Below are 23037 nucleotides of genomic sequence, written 5' to 3'. Positions count from 1 at the left end.
GACCTAGCCAAACAAAACACTGCCGAGCACCAAGACCATCAGCACCAGCACCAGGCTGGTGACGAAACGCGGCGCCACAAAGCCATGCAAGCGCTCGGCCGCGCAGCGCAGCCGGAAGATGCGGCCGTGCGAGATGCGGCACAGCCCAAGATGTTCGCCCATGGCCTGAAGCTCGCCGGGCGAGGTGTCGGCACTGTCGCCGAAGGACGAGGTGCTCCAGTTGCAAGCGGAATCAGCCATGGCGTGCCTCATGCTGTTCAGCTGCCGCTCAACGACGCGGACGCACAGGTTGCTCGTTCTCCGAGATATAGATCTCGACCCGGCGGTTCATGGCCCGGTTGCTGGCGCTCGCGTTATCCGCCACCGGGAAGCGCTCCCCATGGCCGACCGTGGCGATGCGCGCGGCGTCCAGCCCGGTGTGGGTGGCCAACAAGGCCGCCCTGACGGCATCGGCACGACGCAAGGAAAGCGCATCATTCAGAGCCGCACCGCCGCTATTGTCGGTATGGCCTTCGACCAGCACCTGACGCTGCGGATATTGCTGCAAAAAGTCCGCCAGCTTGCGCAGCGACTGCTGGGCAGCGGGCTTGACTTCGGCACGATTGAGCTCGAACAGCACATCACCCAGCGTCACCAACATGCCGCGCTCGGTCTTTTGCGCTTGCAAGGCGGCCAGCTCGGCCTGGGCGTCGCGGGCGACTGCGACAGCCCGCTCACTCACCTGCTCGGCCGCTGCGGCTTGGCGCTGCGCCACGCCGGTCTGGCTGCGCGAGCGCTCCAGCTCTCGGCCGCGTTGATCGGCGCGGGCGCGTTCGCGCTCTGCCTCGCTGCTGAGCACGGCCGCATCGCTGCTCTTGGCCTGCGCCACCGCGGTCGCGCTGCGGGCTTGCTGCGCGGCCACATAGGCAGCGCTGTCCAGGTCGGAACTCGCATCGCCCTTGAGCAGCAGCGCATTGGCGCGGCTGAGCGAATCGTTGGCCGTTTTCAATTCCAACGGCGCATGCAGGCGCACCATCGGGTCAGCGGCGGCATTGGCCACGGCTTGACGTGCATCCACCAGCGCGGGCGGCGGCGTTGGCGGCGTGCTGGCGCAAGCGCCCAGCAGCAAGCCGGTCAACAGTAGCGTCGATGTCTTGGGGCTCAGAGTCAGTGTTTTCATGGAACGGGTTTCCTGTGGATTTGGCGCGGGGGCACTTAGATTGACGCAGGCCTTCACTTGCGCGACATCTCGTCACGCAGCTGGCGTATGCCTTCGCGCACTTCGGCCAAAGAGCGGGCGGAACGCGCTGAGCGGGCTTGGCTCTCGGCCAGGGTGGCGTCGGCCTCGGCCTGCTCGGCCAAGCGGCGCGCCAACTCAAAGTCTTTGTTCGCGAAGGCCGCGTTGGCCTGGCTGAGCTTTAGGCGGGCCGCGGCCACCTGCACCGGCGCATCCACGGCGGCCGAGGTGTCGGCCCGCTCCACCGCCGCCTTGCTGAGCGCCATCTGGGCCGTGGGCGGTGTACCGGCGCAGGCCGCCAAGCCAGCGATCAAGATCGCGCTGAACAGGCTCAAGCCGGCCCGGCGAATCAGCGCCGGCTGCGTTGGTGCAATAGTTTTCATGGCTTCTCCAGTGGTTTTCAAATGCTGAATGGATGATGCTGGCGCGGGCCCGATGAGGCCATCAGCCGAGCCCGCAAACAGCTGTCGGACAGGGCCTACAGCCGCCTGGCCGGGCCGCCGGGCTCACGGCCTAATCCGCATGTTTTTTGAGCCAAGCCAGGTAGTGCTCCATCCAGCTCTGCATAAAGGCTTTGCTGCCGGCGCCTAAGCCACCGTCGGCGTCGAACAAACCCTCTTTGGCCTGCAAGAAGACTTCCGGCACGCCCATGGCCGGCACATCCAGGGCGGCGAGCACATTGCGCAGATGCTGCTGCGCCATCGCGGTGCCGGTGGCACCGGGCGAGACCCCCATCAGCCCCGCCGGTTTACCGGCCCAGGCGTTTTGGCCAGTAGGGCGCGAGCCATGATCAAGTGCGTTCTTGAGCACGCCGGGGATGGAGCGGTTGTATTCGGGCGAGACAAAGAGCAAGCCCTGCGAGGAGCGCAGATCGGCGCGCAGGCGCAGCACCGGCGCGCCGGGCTTGTCGTCGTCATCCTGGTTGTAGAGCGGCAGATCGCCGATCTCCACAGCCTTGAACCTGATCCAGCTCGGCGCCAGGCGCATCACCGCGCCGGCCAAGCGCTGGTTGAAGGATTCGCGGCGCAAGCTGCCGACGATCAAAGCGACTTGGTAGTTCTGCATCAAGCTCTCCGGAAATGGAGGCTTGAACTTAGCGAGCCTGGGCGGCCGGGTCTGTGCGCTAGACCACTACGGGCGACCCAGCGCCTGCTTGAGCTGGGCAATTTCATCCAGCAGGTCCATCACCAACGCAATGCCATGTGGGCTCAGATCCAGCTCGCGCTGCAAGCGCAGCGCCAAGCGCGCCCGCCGCAGCGCGGCCCCTTCGAACAGCCATTGCCCGTCATCCTCCGCCACCAGGCCAAACACGCCTTCGCGCGCCAAGTCGTACAGCCGCGCGACGTCCACCTGGCAGGCTTGGCTGAGCCCGTCCAGCGTGAATTGCCATTCGCGCTCGACCAGCAGCGCCTGCCCTTGCCATTGCGCCAGAGTCGTGCTCATGGTGATAGTCCTCAAACCGGCGCCGAGACGCGTGGATCGAATGCGCTGAACTGCGCGGCCATGGCGCGATAGGCTTGCTCGGCCTCCGGGCTATCCGCCGGCGGCAGCTGCAGCTGCACGGTCGCGTAAAGGTCTCCCGCCACACCGGCATTGAAGGCAGGCAGGCCACGGCCTTTGAGCCGCAACTGGCGCCCGCTTTTGGAGCCCGGCGGCACGGTGAGGGCCAGTTCACCGTCCGGCGTTGGCAGGTTCACCGTGGCACCCAGTGCGGCCTCCCAGGGGGCCAGCGGCAGATCGGTGAACACATCGCTGCCTTCGACACGAAAGCGCGCCGAGGGCAAGAAGGCAATCTCCAAATACAAATCACCCGGCGGCGCACCACCCAGGCCCGCATGGCCTTGGCCCGCCAGGCGCAGATGCTGGCCGGCTTGTATGCCTTTGGGAATACGAATCTGGATGCGCTTGTTGTGCATGCTTGTGGCCGTTTTTCCCGCCCTGCTGGCGCCGCCCGCTTCATTCGGCGCGGCGGCTTGCGGCATGTGCAAGGTGATCGTGCGCTCGGCCCCGCGATAGGCATCCAGCAAGGTGATGCTGACCTTGGCATGCTGGTCGGCACCGGCGCGCTGCGCGAACTCAGGCGCCGCGCCGCGGCCGGTCTGGCGGCCAAACAAGGCTTCGAAAAAGCTGCTGCGGCTGGCACTTCCGCCTTCGCCGCCACTGCCGGCGGCGGCGAACTCCGCCCCGTCGAAGGCAAAGCCATCACTCCAGCCGGGGCTGGGCTTGAAGTCGGCGCCGCCTTGCGTGCGGCTGTCAATCGCATCGTAGGCCGCGCGCCGATCCACATCGCACAAGGCTTCATGCGCCTCGGCCACCGCTTTGAAGCGGGCTTCGGCATCGGGCTCTTTGCTGACGTCAGGGTGATACTTGCGCGCCAGCTTGCGGTAGGCGCGCTTGATCTGCTCGGCCGTGGCGCTGCGATCCACGCCTAAGGTCTGGTAATAGTCCTTGAACTCCATGAATGCACTTATCCGGGGTGAATGGCTGCTCGCGCCGGCCCTGCACAGGCGCCAGGCTTGATCCAGTATTGAGCGCACTCAGGCCGCCAGCGGTCTGTGCGCCAGCGCACATAAGCAGCGTCCTTCGATGCCCACATGCTGCGCAAGCCACAAGCCGGCCTCTTGCCCCCCCCTAGCTTCCACAGTGCAGCCGCAGTCCGAGAAGCCCCCGTCTACACTGCAGGCTCAACCTGACCAGGCCCCTCCACCGTAAGCACTCGCCGTTATTGGCCCTAAACGCCAATACACACCGCCTGGAGTTGTTTGATGGCCGCCCCCTCGCTTCTACGCAAAAACCGACTGCTCGATGCCTTGCCCGAGCCGGAGTGGCTGCGCATGCTGCCCCATCTGGAAAACGTGGACCTGCCCCTGGGCACGGTGCTGTACGAGCCGGGCAGCACGCTCAGCCATGTCTACTTCCCCACCAGCGCCATCGTTTCTTTGCTCTATGTGATGCAAAACGGCGCTTCGGCCGAGATTGCCGTGGTCGGCTTCGAAGGCCTGCTGGGCATCTCGCTCTTCATGGGCGGCGACTCCACCCCCAGCCGGGCGGTGGTGCAAAGCGCCGGCCAAGGCTTGCGCATGAAGGCGCAGGCGATCAAGGAGGAGTTCAAGCGCTCCGGCCCGGTGATGCAGCTGCTCCTGCGCTACACCCAGGCGCTGATCACGCAGATGTCGCAAACAGCGGTCTGCAATCGCCACCATTCGCTCGATCAGCAGCTCTGCCGTTGGCTGCTGCTGAGCCTGGACCGGCTGCGCAGCAATGAACTGGTGATGACCCAGGATTTGATCGCCAATATGCTGGGTGTGCGCCGCGAGGGCGTGACCGAAAGCGCACTCAAGCTGCAGCGCGCCGGCTTGATCCGCTATGCCCGCGGCCATATCTCGGTGCTGGACCGGCCCGGCCTGGAGCAGCGCAGCTGCGAGTGCTATGCGGTGGTCAAAGACGAATACGAACGCTTGTTGCCCCGGACTTCGCCGCTGTAGGACAGAGTTGACAGAGTGATCAGCCGCCCGCTGATGGTCAGGCGGGCGCGGCAGGACAAAGATGGGCTCTCCTAAAGACGCAGCGGAGCCTGTCATGAAAACTTGCCCTAGCCCGACTTGCCAGCCGCGCCAAAACCTCTTGCTGGCCGACTTGCCCGAGGCCGATCTGGCCAGCTGGGCCGCCGACCTGCAGCCGGTGGCGCTAAGCCTGGGCCAAGTGCTGTGCGAATCCGGCAGCACCGCCGCCTATGTGTATTTCCCCACCACGGCCATCGTCTCCTTGCTCTATCTGACGCAAGACGGCGAATCGACCGAGATTGCGGTGGTCGGCCGCGACGGGGTGGTGGGCATCTCGCTCTTCATGGGCGGCAATGGCACGCCCAGCCGCTCGGTGGTGCAAAGCGCGGGCGAAGCCTTGCGCTTGCCGGCGCACCGGGTCAAACAAGAAATCACGCAAGCCGGGGCCATCCAGGCCATGCTGCTGGGCTACACCCAAAGCCTGATGGCGCAGATGGCGCAAACCGCCGCCTGCAATCGCTATCACTCCATCGACCAACTGCTGTGCCGCCGCCTGCTGATGGGCCTGGATCGCCTGCCCAGCGAGGCCTTGATGATGACGCAGGAGTTGCTGGCCAATCTGCTCGGCGTGCGCCGCGAGGGCGTCACTGCCGCCGCGCTGAGGCTCAGCCAGGCCGGCCTGATCAGCTATAGCCGCGGCCGCATTGCCGTGCTGGACCGGGCCAGGCTGGAACAGCGCATCGGCGACCCGATGATGGCCGGCAAGCAGGGCGGAGCCGCCTCCATGCAGATCGCGGCGTAAGCCAAGCGGCGCGCCAATCACCTCGCACACAAAGCGCAGCCGGACCGAAACGTGCGCCTGCTCTTCTCAAGTCACTGCTGGGCTCAGCGCCTGCCACAAAGCCATCGCCACCAAACCGGCCAAAATCACCATGCAGGCCTCTGGCTGCATGCCAGCAAGGCAGCGCCCCTCAGGCCAGCGCAGACTGACTGACTGCCACCGTAGCCGCTCAGGCAGGCGCCGGAGTTCACTTTTAGACACCCGCTGCGATAGCCATTTCGGGTGGAGGTATGGGCAGATGAGAGAAAACCACGTCGGGCTGGGTCCGCTTGAGCCGGCCGACGATGCTGGCCTCCTCCGCCACCGAGAACACAAAGGGATAGAGCGAGCGGGCTTGCAAGGCCAGCTCCGGCCGCCCGCCGTACATGGCGATCTGGTCGTGGATATAGCTGAAGTCAATGCGCATCAGCACCGCCACCGCATTCACACGCGGATTCATGCGCGGCTGGCCCAGCACCTGGAAGCCCAGCATGCCCTCGTAAAAGCGCACATGGCGTGGGTTGACCTCGATCAGCAAGCTGTCAAAGCCCATCATGCGGTGGGCATAGATATAGGCCACATGAAAAAGCGAGGCCAGCACCCGCTTGGAGCGCATCACACTGTCAACGGCCAGTTGGGTGAACTCACACAGCTTGAGGCCGCGCGCCCGCAGCGCCGCCGTTTCAAGCGCGAAGGGCTGGTCCACGCAAAGCCCGGCGCCTGAGTCAAAGCCTATCGTGATGGTGCCAATGGTCAGCTCATCCTCACTGGCCAGCAAGGTGATGCGTTCGGGCAGCTGGGTGACCGGCACATGGTCAGTGTCATAACCGCGCCAGGCATACATGCGATTGACCAAGATGCTGGCCGAGCTGCGCTGGCCGGCCGAGTCGGCGCTGCGGATCTTGAACAAGCGCTGGCTCTGCTCGGGCGAAGGCGGCTGCAAGGGCTCGAAAGCCTCTTGCAACAAAGAGCGCAAAGGTCGCGACTCAAAGGGCACGCCAATGATGGTGTCTACGTTCATGGTCAGGGACCTTCGCGGCTTGAACAGGGCTTGCGGCCTGCGAATGCGGAGCCTGCCTCTTCAGGTGCAGACGGCCACTGCAGCGAATGCAACCACTTTTGCGAGCGTGGCTAGGGCTTGGGTTGAGAAGCAGGTGCGGGCGGTGGGCCAGGAGTCACCGCGCGACGCAGAAGGCCCCCTCCGGCCACACTGCCGCTGGCCGGCTCGCGCATGCGGGCAATGCACTCGTAGCGCTCCGGCATGGGCAAGGCCATGCAGCGCTCGCGCGCATTGCGCTCGTAGGCGGCGGGGCCGTCATTGAGTTCACCGCGCTTGGCCTCGGCAAAAGCAGCTTCGGCCTCGCGCAGGCAATCGGCCCGGCTTTGCGCCGCCTGCCCGCTCTTGCACGCGGCAATCTCGCGCTGATGCCGTTGCGTCAGCTCAGACGGCTGCGCCGCCACAACCTGGCTCAAGAGCACGGCGGGCAACACAAACAAGAGGCCGCTGAGGCGAGCCGCAAGCGGTGATCGGGCAGCGGGTGAAAACTTGGCTTTCATGGTGTGCTCCTTGGCTAGGGATTCGATGCTTGAACTGGCGGCAAGGCCTGCTGGGCTTGCGCCCCCAAACGCGCGCTTTCGTTCAGCGCCAGCAGGCAGGCTTCTTGCTGCCGCCCACCGGCCAGTTGCGTGCAATGGCGGGCTTGGCTGATTTGGGTGGCTTTGATGGCGCGGCGCACCTGACCTTGCTCGACCGAGCGCTGCACAACCACTTGCAGCGCCAGCAACAAGGCCAGGCACAGCAAGGCCGCCAAGCCAGACCACCACCACAAACCGGCATGCGCAGGACCGTCTATATGGCGAACGGCACGCAGACCGGGACCTTGGTGCGGGTGCCATTGCCCTTGTGCTTGCCCTTGCGCTTGCCCTTGCGCTTGCCCTTGTGATTGCCGCTGTGATTGCGTTTGCGACCGCGGCCAATGCGGCAAGATGTGGCTGCTCATGCAGGCTCCACCGCAGCGCCACCGTCTGCCGCTGCACCCAGCCAATGGCTGGCAAGCAAGGCCGGGCAGGCCGACTCAAAGCCGATGGCGCCGAGCCCGTCCACATCGAATTCAGCCGCTCCGCCCCTGCCGTCCTGAGGGCGATCACCCGCCGGCGTCGGGCTCAGTGCGTTCAACTCATATGTCATGACAGACCTTCAAGCCAACCCGCTGGCAGCGGGCTTTGGATGGCATCATGGTCCGCCCGCACAGGGCGGCTCGCCATCGGCAAACAGCGGGCCTGCGTGTAGGACGAACTCGACTGGGCGCAGCGTGCACCCGCAGGTCAGCGCATCAAGACTTGGTCTTGACGGTCAGCTGGTTGTCCACATCGACCACACCTTTGACGCCCAGTGCGACCGCCCGCGCACGGGCCACGGCCACTTGGTCGGCCGCCGTGCCGCGCAAGACCACCCGGCCCTGGGTCGAATCGACGTTGATGTCGGACACCGTCAGCAGCGTCTCGGCGGCGAGCTTGGCCTTGACGGTGGTAACGATGCCGGCGTCGCTGAGGTCAGCCCCCACCTGCTCACGCATCTCAAGCGTGGCCTGCTTGGCGTCTTGCATTGCCGTGCTGCTGGCTGAGGCCGCATCGGCTGCGCCCTGTTTCACTTCGGCCTTCATGGCCTCGGACTGCTGCTCCATCTTGGCAATGCCATCGTCCAGCTTCTTGCCCGGTGTGCGCGCGTCATCAGCTTCTTTGCTGCAAGCGGCCATGCTCAAAGCGATGATGGCGGCGGCCAGGGCACGCATGGCCTGGGGAGAAGGATTTTTGGGAATTTTCATGGCGTTCCTGATTTGAATGGCACACTGCCAGCCTAGCCCTCGCCCGGGCCAGCGCCTGTGGGCGCAGGCCGCAAATGCTTGTCGGATTTCGCTGACAGGCGCGACCCGAAAGCCAAGCCCTTTCACCCCCCTATGTACGCTAGCGTACAGATGCCGCACTGAATGTGCGTTACGGTCAAGCGTCTATTCCAAACAGCAGGCAAACAAGACAGGCATGCTTGCATTTGATTGCTTGCGCGCCTCGACCCAACCATGACAAGTCCAGAGAGCGATCAAACCTTGGCCTTCCGGGCCCAGCACCTGGATGCTGGCGCCACTGCGCCGCAGATTGCCCGGCTGGTCGAGCGGGTCTGCCATGAGATTTCGCTGGCCTTGGTGCCCATCGTGGGCCAACGCGGCGTGGCCGCCTTGTTCGCCCGCAGCGTGCAACTCAGCGCCAAAAGCCACCCCTGGCTGCTTGGCCTGAGCGCCAGCATGGGCACGGGCATGAGCAGCGGCAAGAGCGCCGACGGCACGCCTGCGGAATTCAATCCGAGCGCCCTGTCCGCACTGATCGCCACGCAGCCCCGCAACGAGGCGGCTGTCGGTGCCTGTCACTTATTGCAAACCTTTTGTGAGCTGTTGGCCAAATTGGTGGGGCGCGCGCTCACCGAACGCCTGCTTCGCACCCCTTGGCTTACCTTTTTGAGCGGCACGGCCGCGCAGGACAACACGCAATGAGCAGCAAAGTAGCCATCCAACGTTTGCCCACCGGGGTGCCGGGCTTGGATCAAGTGCTTGGCGGCGGCTTGCCAGAGTTCTCCTTCAATCTGATCGCCGGCCAGCCGGGCTGCGGCAAAACCACTTTGGCGCACCAGATCATGTTCTCGCTCGCCACCGCGCAGCGCCCGGCGATTTATTTCTCCGTGCTGGGCGAGTCGCCGATGAAGATGCTGCGCTACCAGCAGCAGTTTGATTTCTTTGACAACGAGCGCGTCAACGACTCGGTGCGCTTCATCAATTTGTCAGAGGACGCCGCCAACGGCGACCTCGACCGCGTGCTGGCGCGCATCGGCGAGGCAGTGGCCACCTATGAGCCGGGTCTGGTGTTTGTGGACTCCTTCCGCTCGGTGATGATTGCCAGCGAAACCAACGGCAACCCGCAAAGCCCCACGCATCGACTGCAGCAATTCGTGCAGCAGCTCGGCATGATGATGACCAGCTGGCAGGCCACCACCTTCTTGATCGGCGAGTACTTCATCGAGACCGATGCCAACCCGGTCTTCACCGTGGCCGATGGCCTGATCTGGTTGCGCCAAAGCGTGCAGCGCAACTCCATGGTGCGCAAGATCGAGATCCTGAAGATGCGCGGCCAGCCAACGCTGCCGGGCCTGCACACCTTCCGCATCGCCAGCTCCGGCATCCAGATCTTCGCCCCGGCCGGGCATCAAACAATGGCCTCGTCAGCTGAGACGATGTCCAGCGCACCCGCCACCGACACCCGCTTGCAGCTGGGTGTGCCCGAGCTGGATGAAATGCTGGGCGGCGGCTTGCCGCGCGGCTATTCGCTGCTGGTGGCCGGCCCTTCGGGTTCGGGCAAAAGCATTCTGGCGGCGGCCTTTCTGGCCGAGGGCGCGCGGCGCGGCGAAACCGGCGTGGTGGCCGCTTTTGAGCAGCGCCCCAGCCAGGCGCAGAACCGCATCATTGCCGAGCTGGTCGCCAGCGGCCAGGTCGGGCTGGTGGACAGCCGGGCGCCGGATCTCTCAATTGATGAAGTCATTGGCCTGCTGCTGGGCGAGATCACGCGGCTGGGTGCGACCCGGGTGGTGATCGATTCGCTATCGAGCTTTGAATTGGCGGTAGCCCCCACCTTCCGCGATGATTTCCGCGAATCGCTGGCGCGGCTGGTGCTTGCGATGGCGGCCGCCGGCGTGACGATCTTGATGACCTCCGAGCTGGAAGACCGCTACACCGATCTGCGTTTTAGCCCCTACGGCACCGCCTTCCTGACCGACGCCATCATCGTGCAGCGCTATATCGAGATCGACAGCCGCTTGCGCCGCTTGCTGGCCGTGGTCAAGGTCCGGGGCAGCGCGCATTCCGACCAGCTGCGCGAGTTCCACATCGACGACGATGGCCTGCAGATCGGCGCCCCGCTGGCCGATCAGGAAGGCCTGCTGGGCGGCCGGCCCCGCCAAAAAAGCATAACGGCTTAAGCCACAGCACCCGTGGACGCGCTGCCCACTCCCCCAACACCTGCTGTGGCCGAGGCCGAGCAGGAGCTGAGCCGGATCACCCAACGCGTCGAAGCAATGCGGGCGGTCTTGGTGCAATTGCTACAGGATGTGGTGCGGGCCGAGAGCTTTCTCGGCGAAAGCCAGAGCGTGCAGTTGCTGGAAGCGAATGAGCAGCTGGTACTGAGCGCATTAGGCGCGCAGATCGACAGCGAGTCGGCCCTACAAGCACTGGACGAGGCGGCTCGCACCAGCGGGCTCGATCCCTTGACCCAGCTGGCCAATCGGGCGCTGGCCTTTGACCGTTTGGAGCAGGCCATCGCCCATGCCAAGCGCCAAGGCACCCAGCTGGCCCTGCTGTTCGTGGACCTGGATAAATTCAAGCAGATCAACGATTCCAAAGGCCACGCCATTGGCGACCAGGTCTTGCGTCAAGTGGCGCAATGCCTCTTGTCAGCGGTGCGGGAGTCAGACACCGTCAGCCGCCATGGCGGCGATGAATTTTTGATCCTGTTGGACGATCTGGCCCAGATCAAAGACGCCTTGAGCGTGGCCGAGAAGCTCAAGGAAGTACTGGGCGAGGCCAGAGCCAGCAATGAGCATTGGGCCGAGCTGAGCGCCAGCATTGGCATCAGCATCTACCCACGCGACGCCGACACGGCCACGGCGCTCATCGCCTGCGCCGACCAGGCCATGTATATCGCCAAGCGCCAAGGGCCTGGCGGCATTTCCTTTTTTGTCGAGAACGCGGCCTTTCCGGAACTAGGCTCGCCTTGGGCAGCCGGCACGGCCGCAGAGCCATCGGAGTCCTCAGAGCCCTCCGTATTGGCCCTGCAACGCCAAGCAGCCGAATTGACTCAACGCTTGGCCCGGCAAGAGAAGTCCCAACTGCTCTTGCAAGAGGCGAACGAGCAGTTGGTGCTGGCCACACTCAGCGCACTGGACTTGCAGGCCGCTGCGGCAGCCGCGCAGCAACGCCAGGGCGACTTTATCGCCAGTGTGGCCGCCGAGCTGAATGACCCGGTGTCACCGATCCGGCTCGCCATGACGGCGCTGGGCCGCCAGCCCGATGCCGCATCGCTGCTGCCGCACGCCCAGGAGATGATGACGCAGCAGGCGGCGCAGATACGCGGCTTTGTCAGCGACTTGCTGCACCCGCTTGATGCATCAGCAAAAGCCAAGGCCAAGCTGCTGCTGAATCGCCAGCCCCTGTCGCCATCGGCCCTGCTTGATCATTGTGCGCAGCTATGCCGGCCGCTGCTTGAGCAACGCCAGCAGCAACTGCGGCGAGATCAGGCGCCCGAAGCTTTGCAGGTCTACGGTGACGCCCAAAGGCTGACTCAGGCCATCAGCAATCTGCTCAGCAATGCCAGCCGCTATTCGCATGACGGCGGAGTCATTCAAATGACGCTGCAGCGCGCCGGCGATCAGGCGCTCATCACCATCAGCGATGTCGGCATTGGCATCAGCGATCAGGCCTTGCAAACGATTTTTGAACCCTTCGGCCGCGAGGCCCATGCGGTGGGCGTGCACGGCGATGCGCTGGGCCTGGGCTTGACCGTAGTGCGCGAGATCGTCGAGGCGCATGGCGGCACGGTACGCGCCAGCAGCCCTGGCATCGGCCAAGGCTGCCAGTTCCAGGTCAGCCTGCCGCTGTTAGGACAAGCTGAGCAAGGCTGAGCTCAGGGGCTCAGCACAAGCGCGGCCAAGCACTGGGCCGCACGGCTTCAGTCCTTCTTATCCTTCTTCTTGTCCTTCTCAAGCTCATGGCCGATGACGCCGCCAACGACCGCGCCGCCCACCGTCGCAGCCGCGTTGCCACCGGTCAGCACCGCGCCACCGGCAGCGCCGATGCCGGCACCGATCGCCATATTTTTGTCACGCTCAGACATACCGGCGCAGGCGCCAAGAGCGAGCAGCAGGGCGGCGCTGAGCGCCATATTTGCCAAGCGTTGCAGTGAGTTCATAAAGGACCTCTTGAAAGGTTGAAAGACCTCACCCTATGCCGCGCTATTCGCTGTGTCTGTCTGCCAGCGCACGGACGACTGCCCTTTCGCCCCCTAGCCTGACACACCACAACTCTTTGGCAAGGCGGCAGTGATGAATGCAATCAAAGTCATGGCATTGGCCCTGATCGTGGCCGGCCTCATGGCCCTGGCCTACGGCGGATTCAGCTATACCGAGCGCAGCCAAGCGATCAAGCTGGGGCCGGTGGCCGTGACGGTGGATGAAACCCATGTCGTCAATGTGCCGATCTGGGTCGGCTTGGGCGCCCTGGTGCTGGGCGGCGCGCTGCTGCTGTGGGGGGCGAGGCGCTGAGCCGCGGGCGGCAACCGCCCCAAGGCCTGCCTTCATGTCCATCCTCGACCCACGCTTAGGCTTGCTGCTGGCGCATCCCGCCGCCTTCAGCCTGCGCGTGCTGCGCAACTTTCAACGCAATCAGGGCCTGCTGCTGGCGGGCGCGGTGGCCTATTACGCGCTGCTGTCCATCGTGCCCATGTTGATCTTGATCCTGATCGCCTTATCGCACCTGACGACCGAGGCCGAGTTGCTGCAGACTTTGCGGCGCTACCTCGATTGGCTGCTGCCGGGGCAAGCGCCGGCGCTGGTGGCTGAGTTGGTGCTGTTTTTGGCGCACCGTCAGGTCATTGGCTGGACCTTGGCGCTGACCATGCTGTTCTCCAGCTCCCTGGCCTTCACCGTGCTGGAAAGCGCCATGGCGGTGATCTTCCGCCACCGACTGGCCTTGCTGCAGCGGGGGCGCAAGCGGGGCCGGCGCTGGTTGATCTCCGCCCTGATCCCCTATGCCTTCATCCTCTGCCTCGGTCTGGGGCTATTGCTGGTGACCTTGATGACCGGCAGCTTGCTGGCCATGGGGCAGGACGAGATTGAACTGCTGGGCCGCGACTGGTCGCTGGGCCGGCCCTCCAGCGCCTTGCTGTATTTGCTGGGCCTGGCCGGCGAAGTGGCGGTGCTAACGTCAATTTACATGGTGATGCCCGCCGGGCGCCTGCCGCTCAAGCATGCCTTGTTCGGGGCGGTGTTTGCGACCGGCCTGTGGGAGATCTCACGCCGCCTGCTGGCTTGGTACTTCAGCAGCCTGGCGCAGATCGGACTGGTCTACGGCTCCCTGACCACAGCCATCGCCGTGCTGCTGAACCTGGAGCTGGCGGCTAGCTTGCTGCTGCTGGGCGCGCAAGCGATCGCGGAGTTTGAGCGCCTGCCTGGCCCGGCAAGCCCTGCCTCGAAGCTCCCGGTTTTTCCAGACGACTGAGCTGAGCTGAGCTGAACCGAGCCATGGCACGCCGCTGTGTTGCGCAGCGCACATACAGCGCCGGCCTAGGGTCTTAGCCTGAACATCTAGCCCAGGGGAGTCGCCATGTACAAAGCCCAGCAGGACACATTTGAGGACCGCCCGCCCCGGCTTACCGCCCTGGCCGCGCATCCGCAGCCACCAAAGGCCATGACTGCCGCCGACACGGCGGACAGCGGGCGCCGCAGCGCAGCAGCCAGCCATCGCGGCGCCAGCGCCGGAACGAACCCTGGCGCCGACCGGATCGCCCGCTCACTGAGTTTGCTGCAAGAGCATTTGCCACTGCGGCGGCGACTGGTGCACGCCGGCGACCTGATCTTTGAAGCGGGCGTGCCCTTCAAGCAGCTCTATGTGCTCAATTCGGGCAGCGTCAAGCTGGTCAACACCGCGGCGGATGGGCGCAACCAAGTCGTTGGGCTCTTGCTCCGGGGTGACTGGCTGGGTTTTGACGGCATTGCCAAAGGCCGCTACGGCTGCAGCGCGCAAGCCCTGGAGATTGGCGAGATCTGGAGTTTGCGTTATGACGCGCTGATGGACGCAGCCAGCAGCCAGCCCCAGTTGCTGCAGGTGTTGCATGCGGAGATGAGCCGCGCCATCAGCCGCGGGCGCGACGCCATGCTCTCTGTCTGCACCCTGCCGGTCACGGCGCGGGTGGCAGAGTTTTTGCGCCAGTCGGCCGCATCCCTGGCCGCCCGCGGCCTGCGCAATGACCAGATCATCTTGCGCATGTCGCGCGCCGAGATCGGCAACTACCTGGGCATGACGCTGGAGTCGGTCAGCCGCGCGTTCTCTAGCCTGGCGCGGGCGCAGGTGATCTGCTTCTCAGAGCGCGGCCGCCGCATGATTCAAATCCCCGACCTGCAAGCCTTGAGCGACTTCATTCAGGTCGAAGCCCAAGTTCAAGCCCACGTCCTGCCCCACGTTCCCGCACCCCGCGCGACCCTGCAATGAAACCCCCACCGGCCATGGCCAGTACCCGCAGCGAGACCGATAGCTTTGGCACGCTGGAGTTGCCCCTGGACGCCCTCTGGGGCGCGCAGACCGCGCGCAGCTTGCAGTTCTTCAAGATCGGCCAGCATGAGGGTCAGCAGCAAATCATGCCCTTGAGCCTGATCCACGCGCTGGCCTGGTTCAAATGGGCGGCGGCGCTGGTGAACCGGGATCTGGGCCTGCTGGACGGCGCCGAGGCCGAGGCCATTGCGGCAGCGGCGCGCGAGGTAGCGGCGGGCGCGCATGACGGGCAATTCCCGCTCTCGGTCTGGCAGACCGGCTCGGGCACGCAAAGCCATATGAATGTCAACGAGGTAATCGCCAATCTGGCCTCGCAAGCGCTCGGCGGCGCCTTGGGCGCGCAGCGCTCGATTCACCCCAATGACCAAGTCAATCTAGGCCAGAGCAGCAACGACGTTTTCCCCAGCGCCATGCACCTCGCCGTGGCCTTGCAGGCCAAGCAAAGCTTGCTGCCGGCGCTCGGCGACTTGCAGCAGGCGCTGACGGCCAAGGCGACTGAATGGGCCGCCATCATCAAGATCGGCCGCACCCATGGCCAGGACGCCACGCCGCTGACCCTGGGCCAGGAATTCAGCGGCTATGCGGCCCAACTGCGCCTGTGCGAGGAGCATCTGCGTTATGCCTTGCGGGCAGTACACGCATTGGCGATTGGCGGCACGGCGGTGGGCACCGGCCTGAACACCCACCCGGAGTTCGGCAAGCGCGTGGCCTCCATGCTGGCGCAGACGCTGGACTTGCCGCTGCGCCAGGCCAGCAATCTCTTTGCCGCGATGGCCGGCCACGAGGCCTTGGTCGGCTTGCATGCTGGATTGAAGATGCTGGCCATTGCACTGAACAAGATCGCCTGCGACATCCGCCTGATGGGCAGCGGCCCACGCGCCGGCCTGGGTGAGTTGCAATTGCCGGCCAATGAGGCAGGCAGCTCCATCATGCCGGGCAAGGTCAACCCGACGCAGATCGAGGCGCTGACCATGGTCTGCGCGCAAGTCATCGGCCATGACGCGGCCATCGGCTTCGCGGCCTCGCAAGGCCAGTTCGAGCTCAATACCTACAAGCCGCTGATCATTCTGGATTGCCTGGACAGCCTGCACTTGCTCAGCCAGGCCATGCGCAGCTTCCAGCAGCACTGCTTGCTGGGCCTGCGGGCCGCGCCCGAGCGCATCCAGGCCTTGCTGGAGTCTTCGCTGATGCTGGTGACCGCGCTGGTGCCGCATATCGGCTACGACCGCGCCGCCGCCATCGCCAAGCAGGCCCAAGCCAGCGGCTCAACACTGCGCGACGCAGCACTGGCACTTGGCGTGCTCAGCGCCGAAGACTTTGACGCCTGGGTCGACCCTCGCCTGATGCTGGGGCCGCAGGCCTAGTTGGCGGAGCAAGGCGCAAGCTGCAAGGTGAGGCCAAGGCCTCACCAGGGGCTACTGATAGCCAATGCCCATCACATAGTTGCGCAACAACTCCTCCTCAAAATTGCCCGCCAAGAGCAGCGCGCGCAGGCCGTCACGCAGATTCACAACGCCCAGCGGCTTGTTGTCGGCGTCGAGCAGCAGCATGTGGATCAAGCCCTGCTGGTGCATCTCAGCCACCACCTCAGTCAGCAGGTCTTGCAGCGTGCAGGACTTGATTTCCCGCGTCATCACCGCGTCGGCCCGAGTGCTGAAGAAGTTGGCTTGCCCCAGGCCAAGCTGCCTGACCAGCATGGTCTCGGTGATCAGGCCTAAGACTTCCCCTTGCGCGTCACAGACAACCACCACGCTGATCTGCGCATTCGCGAGCAGCGCAGCCACCTCGACCAAGTGGGTGTCCGCCGCCACGGTCAGCAGCCGCGAGCGGGCGACTGCCTCGATCGCACTGACCGAGGATGGCGGGGCGCGGCCGGTCTTTGTGCTGTCGCTATCGGTGTGGTTATCGATGTGGCTTTCGGTAAGGGCAGCGGTAACGGTGTCAGCCATGGTGAATCCCTTCATCAAACTCAAAGCGGTGGCAGGGGCGTTGTTCTTTGTCTGCACTCATGCTCGCGGCCGGGAACGTTGCTGTCTGTTGTCCAGCGCACAGACCTGCGGTGCTGCCGCCCCCACACTGCAAGGCTTGCCCTGGCACTCTCACCTGGACGCATGAACGAATATGGCTCAAGCCCACAAACACCCTCATCCCCATACCGATGTGCCGGCTGAGTTTGAACCCGGAGCGCTGCCGGTGGAGCCGGACTCTGGGGCAGACCCAAGCCAGATCCCAAGCGAGCCCGAGCACGAAGGCGAACCCCAGGCCTGACGCTGGGCCGCAAGGTGGCCGCTCAGGCGCGGCCGGACACAGACTTGGCCGCGCACCCCTACTTCGGGCGCGGCGCCTTGACTTGCTGATCGGGCTGGCTCAACTGCCCCATGCGCACTTGCATCACCGCCTGAACCACGGCGCGCGCGGTGTTGCGGGCTTCCTCCTGCACGGCGAGGTCACGGTCGAGCGCTTCGTGGCTGTTGAAGTAGGGCTCGTAGTAGCCGATGTAACGATCTAGTTTGGCGGCAGCACCGGCATCGATCAGGCCCATCCACTCCAGCCAATCGCAGAGCGTGCGTCGGTGTGCTTCGGCGCCAGCCACATCGCCGTGCACGATCACGCCATAAGCCCGGCCGGCTAGGTGTTTGGGGTAGTCCCAGCCCTGCTCTTCGATCAGCTTGGCTTCCGCCACATGCTTGCCATGGGTCGTCGTCGGATCGGGGTTTCCCCCATCGGCCGAGACCATGCGGTCCATCATCAGCTTGAGCGGGCTGGGCGACTGATACCAATAAGTCGGCGCCAGGATGATCACCGCATGCGCGGCGACCCAGCGCTCATAAATCTCGGCCATCCAATCATTGGTCTGATCCAGCGCATGGTTGGGGTAGCAGCTGCAAGGCCAGTGACACAGTGGCATCGCGGTTGACACGCAAGCCTTGCAGGGATGGATCTTGCGGCCGTATTCCGAGGTCACCAGGCTCAGGTCCAGCAAGTCGGCATGCAGGCCCGCTTGCTCGATCACCTCTTGCACCAGCCCGCTTAAGCGCCAGGTCTTGGACACTTCGCCCGGGCAAGTGCCGTCATTGCGCGCACTGCCGCAAATCACCAGCACACGGGAGGGCACCTTGCTGTCGCTCCAGCGCCTTTGCGCGGCCTTCAGGCGCTGATGGGTGTCCAGCCACTGCACCGACACCTCGTAGCTCGGGTCGGCAAAGCCGCGTCCGGCCGGCCGGGTGAGCGGCGCTTTACGGCCTTGCTGCAAGGCCGTCCAGGCAATCGCCTCCAAGCGCTCGATGGCGGCCACTTCCGCCTCGAATGCGGGGTCGTAGAAATGCGCCTTGAAGCGGATGCTGAACTCCGCGCGAGTCAGGGGCGCTGGCGCTTGGCCGGTACGGATGGTGCTCATGCTGAGCTCTCTTCATCAAGCAATTCAATCGCCCGGCTGGCAACGTAGCTCTTATAGACGGCCAGTGGGATTGCGGCCGATCCGTGCGTCAAGCCCTCGCCGTCGCTGTCGCCCTGGCCATCGCTCCAACTCAGCGTCACATCCTGCGCGGACTCCTCGACCTCACAGCGGCCTTTGCGAATCGTCATCTGTGCGCCCTCGCCTTCGCGGTATTCGACTGTTCCGATGATCTGCGCTGGTCTGCTCATGGCGGCTCCGCTGGCTGGATGGGGCACTGCACCGATGCGGTTCAGTGGCAGGCATCTTGTGAGCTGCTGAACCCGCTTGTCCGTGCGCTGGCGCACATGCACGCTGGCCGTCTGCCGCCCGGCTCTGTGCGCGAACGCACAGCCGAAAGCAGCCTCAGCCCTTAGCTTAAGTGTGCGGCGCTGCTTCCCTCATTGCAGCGCGCGCATCCACTTGCCAATGAGTCATCCACTTGGAGCAGCAGATGAACTACGAAGAACGCGACCCCTACGGCATGTACCGCGTCAATAACGGCACGGGTACCGATCTCAACAGCCAGGGTAATGACAGCCTATACACCCCAACGCATCAAGGCCCCGGCCCGCGGCTGATGGGAGCCAACACCCTGATCGGCAACGACGTCAGCAACCAAGACGGTGACGATCTGGGCGAGATCAAGGAAATCATGCTGGACGTCAGCAGCGGCCGCATCAGCTACGCCGTGCTGTCCTTTGGCGGCTTCCTCAGCCTGGGCGAGAAGCTCTTTGCCGTGCCCTGGAGCGCCCTCAAGCTGGACACCGTCAACAAGCGCTTCACCGTCAGCATCGACAAGACTCGGCTGGAAAGCGCCCCCGGCTTTGACAAGGACCAATGGCCCGATATGGCCGACCCAGAATGGGCCGCCGGCATCCATGCCTACTACGGCACCACGCCGCGCGCCGAAACCTTGATGAACTGACGCAGAAAGAAAAGGCTGCCCCGCCTCATGCAAAGCCTTGCCGAGCCCGGATTCAACGCCCGCCTCTGGCATCGCTTTGCCGCCATCGCCCAGCCTTTTTGGCGCAGCGAGCAACGCTGGCGGGCCAGCGGCCTGCTGACCTTGCTGGTGGTCTTGCTGCTGGGGCAGACCGCTTTCAACGTCTTGTTCAATCAAGAGACGGGCGAGTTCACCTCGGCCCTGGCCGCCCGCGACGGCGCGCGCTTTTGGAGCGCCATCGGCCGCTACACCGCCATCCTGGTCGGTGCGGTGCCGATCTACGCGCTCTACTTCTATGTGCGTGACACCTTGGGCCTGCGCTGGCGGCGTTGGTTGACTGATCACTTTCTGGCCCGCTACTTTGAGCAGCGCGCCTTCTACCGGCTAACGGCAGCCTCCGGCATCGACAACCCGGACCAGCGCATCGCCGAAGACATCAATGCCTTCACCCAGCAGTCGCTGTACTTCTCGATGGTTGTGATTGGCTCGGTGATGCAGCTGATCGCTTTCGCCGGCGTGCTGTGGTCGATCTCGCAGGGCTTGGTCTATTTCCTGGTGGGCTATGCGCTTTTGAGCACCTGGTTCGCCAGCACGATGTTCGGGCGCCGACTGATTGCCTTGAACTTCCGCCAGCTGCAACGCGAGGCTGACTTTCGCTACAACTTGGTGCGGGTGCGCGAACATGCCGAGGCCATCGCTTTTCACGACGGCGAGGCGCGCGAAATGTCGGCGCTGCAGCGCGTCTTCACGGCGCTTTACGGCAACTATCTGCAAGTGCTGCGCTGGCAGTTCAAGCTCAATTTGTTTCAGTACGCGCACAGCTTTCTGATCGCGGTGCTGCCGATTGTGATCATCGCCGGCCCGGTGCTGGCGGGCGACTTGGAAGTTGGCCGTGCGATCCAGGCCGCCGGCGCCTTCGTGGCGATTCTGAGCGCGCTGACCGTGATCGTGGACCACTTCGAAAGCCTGAGCCGCTTCTCGGCCGGCGTTGATCGCCTGCATGCTTTTGCCGCGGCGCTGGGCACGCCCGGCCAGGCACCAGCCTGCCCGCCGGATGAAGCCCTGCAGCAAATCATCACCGCACCGGCCTTCGCCTTGAGCGTGGCGCGGCTGACCGTCCTGACCCCTAACCGCGAGCATCTGCTGATTCAAAACCTGGACCTGAGCGTGCCGCCCGGTGAAGGGCTGTTGATTGCCGGCGCCAGCGGTTCGGGCAAAAGCTCGCTGCTGCGCGTCATCGCCGGCCTGTGGACCAGTGGCTCGGGCCAGGTGCAACGCCCGGCCGGGCTGGACATGTTGTTCCTGCCGCAGCAGCCCTATTTGCCCCTGGGCAGCTTGCGCGATCAGCTGATCTATCCGCAGACCGAGCGTTTGATTTCAGACCAAGAGTTGCTGGGCTGGTTAGAGCGCGTCAACCTGCCCCTGCTGGCCGAACGCTGCGGCGGCCTGGCGGCCGAGCTGGACTGGGCGCGGGTACTCTCGGTTGGTGAGCAGCAGCGCCTGGCATTTGCCCGCGCGCTGCTGGCCAAGCCGCGCTATTTGCTGCTGGACGAATCGACCAGCGCGCTCGACGCGGCCAACGAGGCCATGCTCTACGGCCAGTTGGCCGGGCTGAGCATCACGCCCGTCAGCGTCAGCCACCACGCCAGCTTGCTCTGCCATCACCGGCAAGTGCTGGAGTTGCCCGGCGACGGCAGCTGGTCATTGCATGTGGCGCAAGCTTATGTCTGGCGTTAAAGGCCAAGTATCTGAGCGCTGTGTTCGCTAACGCACGGAAGCCACGGCGCTGCCGCCCTAGTCTGAGCATGTTCAGTCCCAAGGTCCACCCAAATTCCAAGGAATCCCATGAAGAACTTTGTATTGCTAGCTGCACTCATGCTGTCCCTGGGCCTTGCGGCCTGCGACAAGCCCACCGTCGTCAATGTGCCGCCGCCGGCCACGCCGGTACCTGGCCCAGCCGGCCCGACCGGCGCCACCGGCAGCACCGGCGCCACAGGCATGACTGGGCCGCAAGGCGCCAGTGGCGCACAGGGCGGCGCCGCGGTGATTGTCGTCACGCCGCCGGCTTCCGCCGTACAGAACTAAGAACTTGTCCGCCAGCCGACCCCAGCGATTGACGGATAAGTTCTCAGTCAAACCACCATTGCCCAATTCAGGAGACCACCATGAGCTTAGGCGCCATACTTTTGATCGTTTTGATTTTGATGCTGATCGGCGTCTTCCCCACTTGGCCGCACAGCCGCGGCTGGGGCTACGGGCCTAGCGGCGGTGTCGGCTTGGTGGTGTTGATCATCGTGGTCTTGCTGCTGCTGGGCCGCATCTAGGGCGGGCATGGGCGCTTCCGGCAGACCGTCAGGTGGACGCGTAGGCGCACGGCCCACCACAGGTCGCCGCCAAGCACCGCATCGCCGGATCCTGCTGAGCTTGGGCATGGGTTTAAGTTTAGGCCTAACGCTCAGCGCCTGCGGTGACCTGGCCACTCAACCACTGAGCGCCGGCACCGGCCCTCAGCCCACGCTGCCGGCACCGGTGAGCCGGCTCATCCCCACCGTCCATATTGCACCCGCCATTGGGTGGCCCAAGGGGCTTGCGCCTGTCGCAGCCCCGGGCCTGCAAGTACAAGCCTTTGCCCGTGGGCTCGAGCACCCACGCAATTTGCTCGTACTGCCCAATGGCGACGTGCTGGTTGCCGAGAGCAATGCGCCCGCCAAAGCGGCCCTGCAAGAGGGCTTGTGGGCCAGCATCAAAAGCCGTGTGATGGGCTGGGTGATGAAGCGGGCCGGCGCGGGTGTTGCCAGCGCCGACCGCATCAGCTTGCTGCGTGACAGCGATGGCGACGGCGTCGCCGACGTCCAAGTCCCCTTTCTGGAGGGCCTGCATTCGCCCTACGGCATGGCACTGCTCGGCCAAGACTTCTATGTGGCCAATACCGACGCCTTGCTGAAGTTCGCCTACACGCCCGGCAGCAGCCGCATCAGCGGCGCGGGGCTCAAAGTGCTGGATCTGCCCGCAGGCCCCATCAATCACCACTGGACCAAAAACATCATCGCCAGCCCTGATGGACAGCGGCTCTACATCACCGTGGGTTCCAACAGCAATGTGGCGGAACGCGGCCTAGCTGTTGAGCAGGGGCGCGCCGCCATTTGGGAGCTGGAACTCAAGACCGGCGTCAGCCGCCTCTTCGCCACCGGCTTGCGCAACCCCAACGGCATGGCCTGGGCAAGCACCGGGCCGGGCCAAAGCAGCTTGTGGACCGTGGTCAACGAACGCGATGAACTCGGCAGCGATCTGGTGCCCGACTACCTCACCTCGGTTCGCGACGGCGCCTTTTACGGCTGGCCCTTCAGCTACTTCGGTCAGCATGTGGACAGCCGTGCGCAGCCACAAGCACCCGAGTTGGTCGCCCGCGCTGTCGCGCCCGACTTTGCACTTGGCGCCCACACGGCCCCGCTCGGCCTGGCCTGGGCGCAAGGCAAGCACCTGCCCGCGCGCTACGCCGAGGGCATGTTCATCGGCCAGCATGGCTCCTGGAACCGCCGCCCGCACAGCGGCTACAAGGTCATCTTTGTGCCCTTTGCCCAAGGGCGGCCGCTTGATGGGCCGGTGCAGGATGTCTTGAGCGGCTTCCTCAGCGCCGAGGGCGAAGCCTACGGCCGCCCGGTCGGCGTCGCCCTGGACCGCAGCGGCGCGCTGCTGGTGGCGGACGATGTCGGCAATGTGGTTTGGCGCGTCAGCGCGCTGCATTGAAGGCTGGGCC

General features: G+C 64.7%; 29 protein-coding genes. 14 read left to right on the top strand and 15 right to left on the bottom strand.

Annotation, left to right across the window (positions count from 1 at the left end; all coding sequences use genetic code 11):
• Positions 1–3 precede the first annotated feature (3 nt).
• The 6 genes from AABB87_RS18900 to AABB87_RS18875 all read right to left on the bottom strand — a co-directional run bounded on the left by AABB87_RS18900 (position 4) and on the right by AABB87_RS18875 (position 3675).
• Positions 4–240, bottom strand: a complete 237-nt coding sequence (locus tag AABB87_RS18900) for a hypothetical protein (protein ID WP_058718954.1) — start codon at positions 238–240, stop codon at positions 4–6.
• A 28-nt stretch (positions 241–268) separates the two neighbouring features.
• The gene (locus tag AABB87_RS18895; protein ID WP_341972821.1) at positions 269–1159 is read right to left on the bottom strand and encodes an OmpA family protein; all 891 of its coding nucleotides are present in this window, start codon (positions 1157–1159) and stop codon (positions 269–271) included.
• A gap of 53 nt (positions 1160–1212) precedes the next feature.
• Entirely contained in the window at positions 1213–1599 is a 387-nt protein-coding gene (locus tag AABB87_RS18890) for a DUF4398 domain-containing protein (RefSeq protein ID WP_341972820.1), read from the bottom strand.
• Positions 1600–1729: 130 nt separating this feature from the next.
• Positions 1730–2281, bottom strand: a complete 552-nt coding sequence (locus AABB87_RS18885; protein WP_341972818.1) for an NADPH-dependent FMN reductase — start codon at positions 2279–2281, stop codon at positions 1730–1732.
• 66 nt (positions 2282–2347) lie between these two features.
• Entirely contained in the window at positions 2348–2659 is a 312-nt protein-coding gene (locus AABB87_RS18880; RefSeq protein WP_341972817.1) for a chaperone modulator CbpM, read from the bottom strand.
• 11 nt (positions 2660–2670) lie between these two features.
• Positions 2671–3675 carry a DnaJ C-terminal domain-containing protein gene (locus AABB87_RS18875; protein WP_341972816.1) on the bottom strand — a complete coding sequence of 335 codons (1005 nt, stop codon included), beginning with the start codon at positions 3673–3675 and terminating at the stop codon, positions 2671–2673.
• Positions 3676–3981: 306 nt separating this feature from the next.
• Between AABB87_RS18875 and AABB87_RS18870 the strand changes: the two genes are divergently transcribed.
• On the top strand, positions 3982–4701 hold the full coding sequence (locus tag AABB87_RS18870) for a Crp/Fnr family transcriptional regulator (protein WP_341972815.1): 720 nt from the start codon (positions 3982–3984) through the stop codon (positions 4699–4701).
• A 94-nt stretch (positions 4702–4795) separates the two neighbouring features.
• Positions 4796–5521: a Crp/Fnr family transcriptional regulator gene (locus AABB87_RS18865; RefSeq protein ID WP_341972814.1), complete on the top strand. Its 726-nt coding sequence runs from the start codon at positions 4796–4798 to the stop codon at positions 5519–5521.
• Between the two features lie 232 nt (positions 5522–5753).
• On the opposite strand, the gene AABB87_RS18860 is transcribed toward AABB87_RS18865, so the two are convergent.
• From AABB87_RS18860 to AABB87_RS18840, 5 genes are all read right to left on the bottom strand, one after another.
• Positions 5754–6560 carry an N-acyl amino acid synthase FeeM domain-containing protein gene (locus tag AABB87_RS18860; RefSeq protein ID WP_341972812.1) on the bottom strand — a complete coding sequence of 269 codons (807 nt, stop codon included), beginning with the start codon at positions 6558–6560 and terminating at the stop codon, positions 5754–5756.
• Positions 6561–6670: 110 nt separating this feature from the next.
• On the bottom strand, positions 6671–7096 hold the full coding sequence (locus AABB87_RS18855; RefSeq protein ID WP_341972810.1) for a hypothetical protein: 426 nt from the start codon (positions 7094–7096) through the stop codon (positions 6671–6673).
• Positions 7097–7110: 14 nt separating this feature from the next.
• The gene (locus AABB87_RS18850) at positions 7111–7539 is read right to left on the bottom strand and encodes a hypothetical protein (RefSeq protein WP_341972809.1); all 429 of its coding nucleotides are present in this window, start codon (positions 7537–7539) and stop codon (positions 7111–7113) included.
• Positions 7536–7727, bottom strand: a complete 192-nt coding sequence (locus AABB87_RS18845) for a hypothetical protein (protein WP_341972808.1) — start codon at positions 7725–7727, stop codon at positions 7536–7538. The genes AABB87_RS18850 and AABB87_RS18845 overlap by 4 nt, the downstream gene beginning before the upstream one ends.
• A gap of 145 nt (positions 7728–7872) precedes the next feature.
• Positions 7873–8364 (bottom strand): BON domain-containing protein, encoded by a 492-nt coding sequence (locus AABB87_RS18840; protein ID WP_341972806.1) that lies wholly within the window; start codon positions 8362–8364, stop codon positions 7873–7875.
• 252 nt (positions 8365–8616) lie between these two features.
• Here AABB87_RS18840 and AABB87_RS18835 point away from each other — a divergent pair, with 252 nt between their 5' ends.
• Genes AABB87_RS18835 through AABB87_RS18825 form a run of 3 tightly spaced genes read left to right on the top strand, consistent with a single transcriptional unit; the run spans position 8617 to position 12257 of the window.
• Positions 8617–9084 carry a hypothetical protein gene (locus AABB87_RS18835; protein ID WP_341972805.1) on the top strand — a complete coding sequence of 156 codons (468 nt, stop codon included), beginning with the start codon at positions 8617–8619 and terminating at the stop codon, positions 9082–9084.
• Entirely contained in the window at positions 9081–10559 is a 1479-nt protein-coding gene (locus tag AABB87_RS18830; protein WP_341972804.1) for an ATPase domain-containing protein, read from the top strand. The genes AABB87_RS18835 and AABB87_RS18830 overlap by 4 nt, the downstream gene beginning before the upstream one ends.
• A gap of 12 nt (positions 10560–10571) precedes the next feature.
• Positions 10572–12257, top strand: a complete 1686-nt coding sequence (locus tag AABB87_RS18825; protein ID WP_341972803.1) for a diguanylate cyclase domain-containing protein — start codon at positions 10572–10574, stop codon at positions 12255–12257.
• A gap of 47 nt (positions 12258–12304) precedes the next feature.
• On the opposite strand, the gene AABB87_RS18820 is transcribed toward AABB87_RS18825, so the two are convergent.
• Entirely contained in the window at positions 12305–12544 is a 240-nt protein-coding gene (locus AABB87_RS18820) for a hypothetical protein (protein WP_341972802.1), read from the bottom strand.
• Positions 12545–12677: 133 nt separating this feature from the next.
• Between AABB87_RS18820 and AABB87_RS18815 the strand changes: the two genes are divergently transcribed.
• The 4 genes from AABB87_RS18815 (at position 12678) to fumC (ending at position 16265) form a co-directional block, all read left to right on the top strand.
• Positions 12678–12896, top strand: a complete 219-nt coding sequence (locus tag AABB87_RS18815; protein ID WP_058718932.1) for a hypothetical protein — start codon at positions 12678–12680, stop codon at positions 12894–12896.
• Between the two features lie 34 nt (positions 12897–12930).
• Positions 12931–13851: a YihY/virulence factor BrkB family protein gene (locus AABB87_RS18810; RefSeq protein ID WP_341972801.1), complete on the top strand. Its 921-nt coding sequence runs from the start codon at positions 12931–12933 to the stop codon at positions 13849–13851.
• A gap of 105 nt (positions 13852–13956) precedes the next feature.
• Positions 13957–14841, top strand: a complete 885-nt coding sequence (locus AABB87_RS18805; RefSeq protein ID WP_341972799.1) for a Crp/Fnr family transcriptional regulator — start codon at positions 13957–13959, stop codon at positions 14839–14841.
• A gap of 14 nt (positions 14842–14855) precedes the next feature.
• Positions 14856–16265 (top strand): class II fumarate hydratase, encoded by a 1410-nt coding sequence (gene fumC / locus AABB87_RS18800; protein ID WP_341972797.1) that lies wholly within the window; start codon positions 14856–14858, stop codon positions 16263–16265.
• A gap of 51 nt (positions 16266–16316) precedes the next feature.
• Here fumC and AABB87_RS18795 read toward each other — a convergent pair whose 3' ends face one another.
• From AABB87_RS18795 to AABB87_RS18785, 3 genes are all read right to left on the bottom strand, one after another.
• Entirely contained in the window at positions 16317–16850 is a 534-nt protein-coding gene (locus AABB87_RS18795) for a CBS domain-containing protein (protein ID WP_341972796.1), read from the bottom strand.
• Positions 16851–17227: 377 nt separating this feature from the next.
• Entirely contained in the window at positions 17228–18298 is a 1071-nt protein-coding gene (locus AABB87_RS18790; RefSeq protein WP_341972795.1) for a flavodoxin family protein, read from the bottom strand.
• Complete coding sequence (locus AABB87_RS18785; protein WP_341972794.1) at positions 18295–18546, bottom strand: hypothetical protein; 252 nt, start codon at positions 18544–18546, stop codon at positions 18295–18297. Before AABB87_RS18785 ends, AABB87_RS18790 begins: the two co-directional genes overlap by 4 nt.
• Before the next feature lie 242 nt (positions 18547–18788).
• Here AABB87_RS18785 and AABB87_RS18780 point away from each other — a divergent pair, with 242 nt between their 5' ends.
• The 5 genes from AABB87_RS18780 (at position 18789) to AABB87_RS18760 (ending at position 23027) form a co-directional block, all read left to right on the top strand.
• The gene (locus AABB87_RS18780) at positions 18789–19262 is read left to right on the top strand and encodes a PRC-barrel domain-containing protein (protein ID WP_341972792.1); all 474 of its coding nucleotides are present in this window, start codon (positions 18789–18791) and stop codon (positions 19260–19262) included.
• Between the two features lie 27 nt (positions 19263–19289).
• Positions 19290–21017, top strand: coding sequence for an ABC transporter ATP-binding protein/permease (locus AABB87_RS18775; protein ID WP_341972791.1), 1728 nt, complete (start codon positions 19290–19292; stop codon positions 21015–21017).
• Positions 21018–21125: 108 nt separating this feature from the next.
• On the top strand, positions 21126–21365 hold the full coding sequence (locus AABB87_RS18770; RefSeq protein ID WP_058718925.1) for a hypothetical protein: 240 nt from the start codon (positions 21126–21128) through the stop codon (positions 21363–21365).
• A gap of 80 nt (positions 21366–21445) precedes the next feature.
• Positions 21446–21604 (top strand): DUF3309 family protein, encoded by a 159-nt coding sequence (locus AABB87_RS18765; RefSeq protein WP_341972789.1) that lies wholly within the window; start codon positions 21446–21448, stop codon positions 21602–21604.
• A 106-nt stretch (positions 21605–21710) separates the two neighbouring features.
• Positions 21711–23027: a PQQ-dependent sugar dehydrogenase gene (locus AABB87_RS18760; protein ID WP_341972788.1), complete on the top strand. Its 1317-nt coding sequence runs from the start codon at positions 21711–21713 to the stop codon at positions 23025–23027.
• Positions 23028–23037: the final 10 nt, after the last annotated feature.

The sequence above is a fragment of the Roseateles sp. PN1 genome, assembly GCF_038419725.1.
Classification (GTDB): Bacteria; Pseudomonadota; Gammaproteobacteria; order Burkholderiales; family Burkholderiaceae_C; genus Paucibacter_A.
This window is presented reverse-complemented; position numbering and strand designations above follow the sequence as displayed.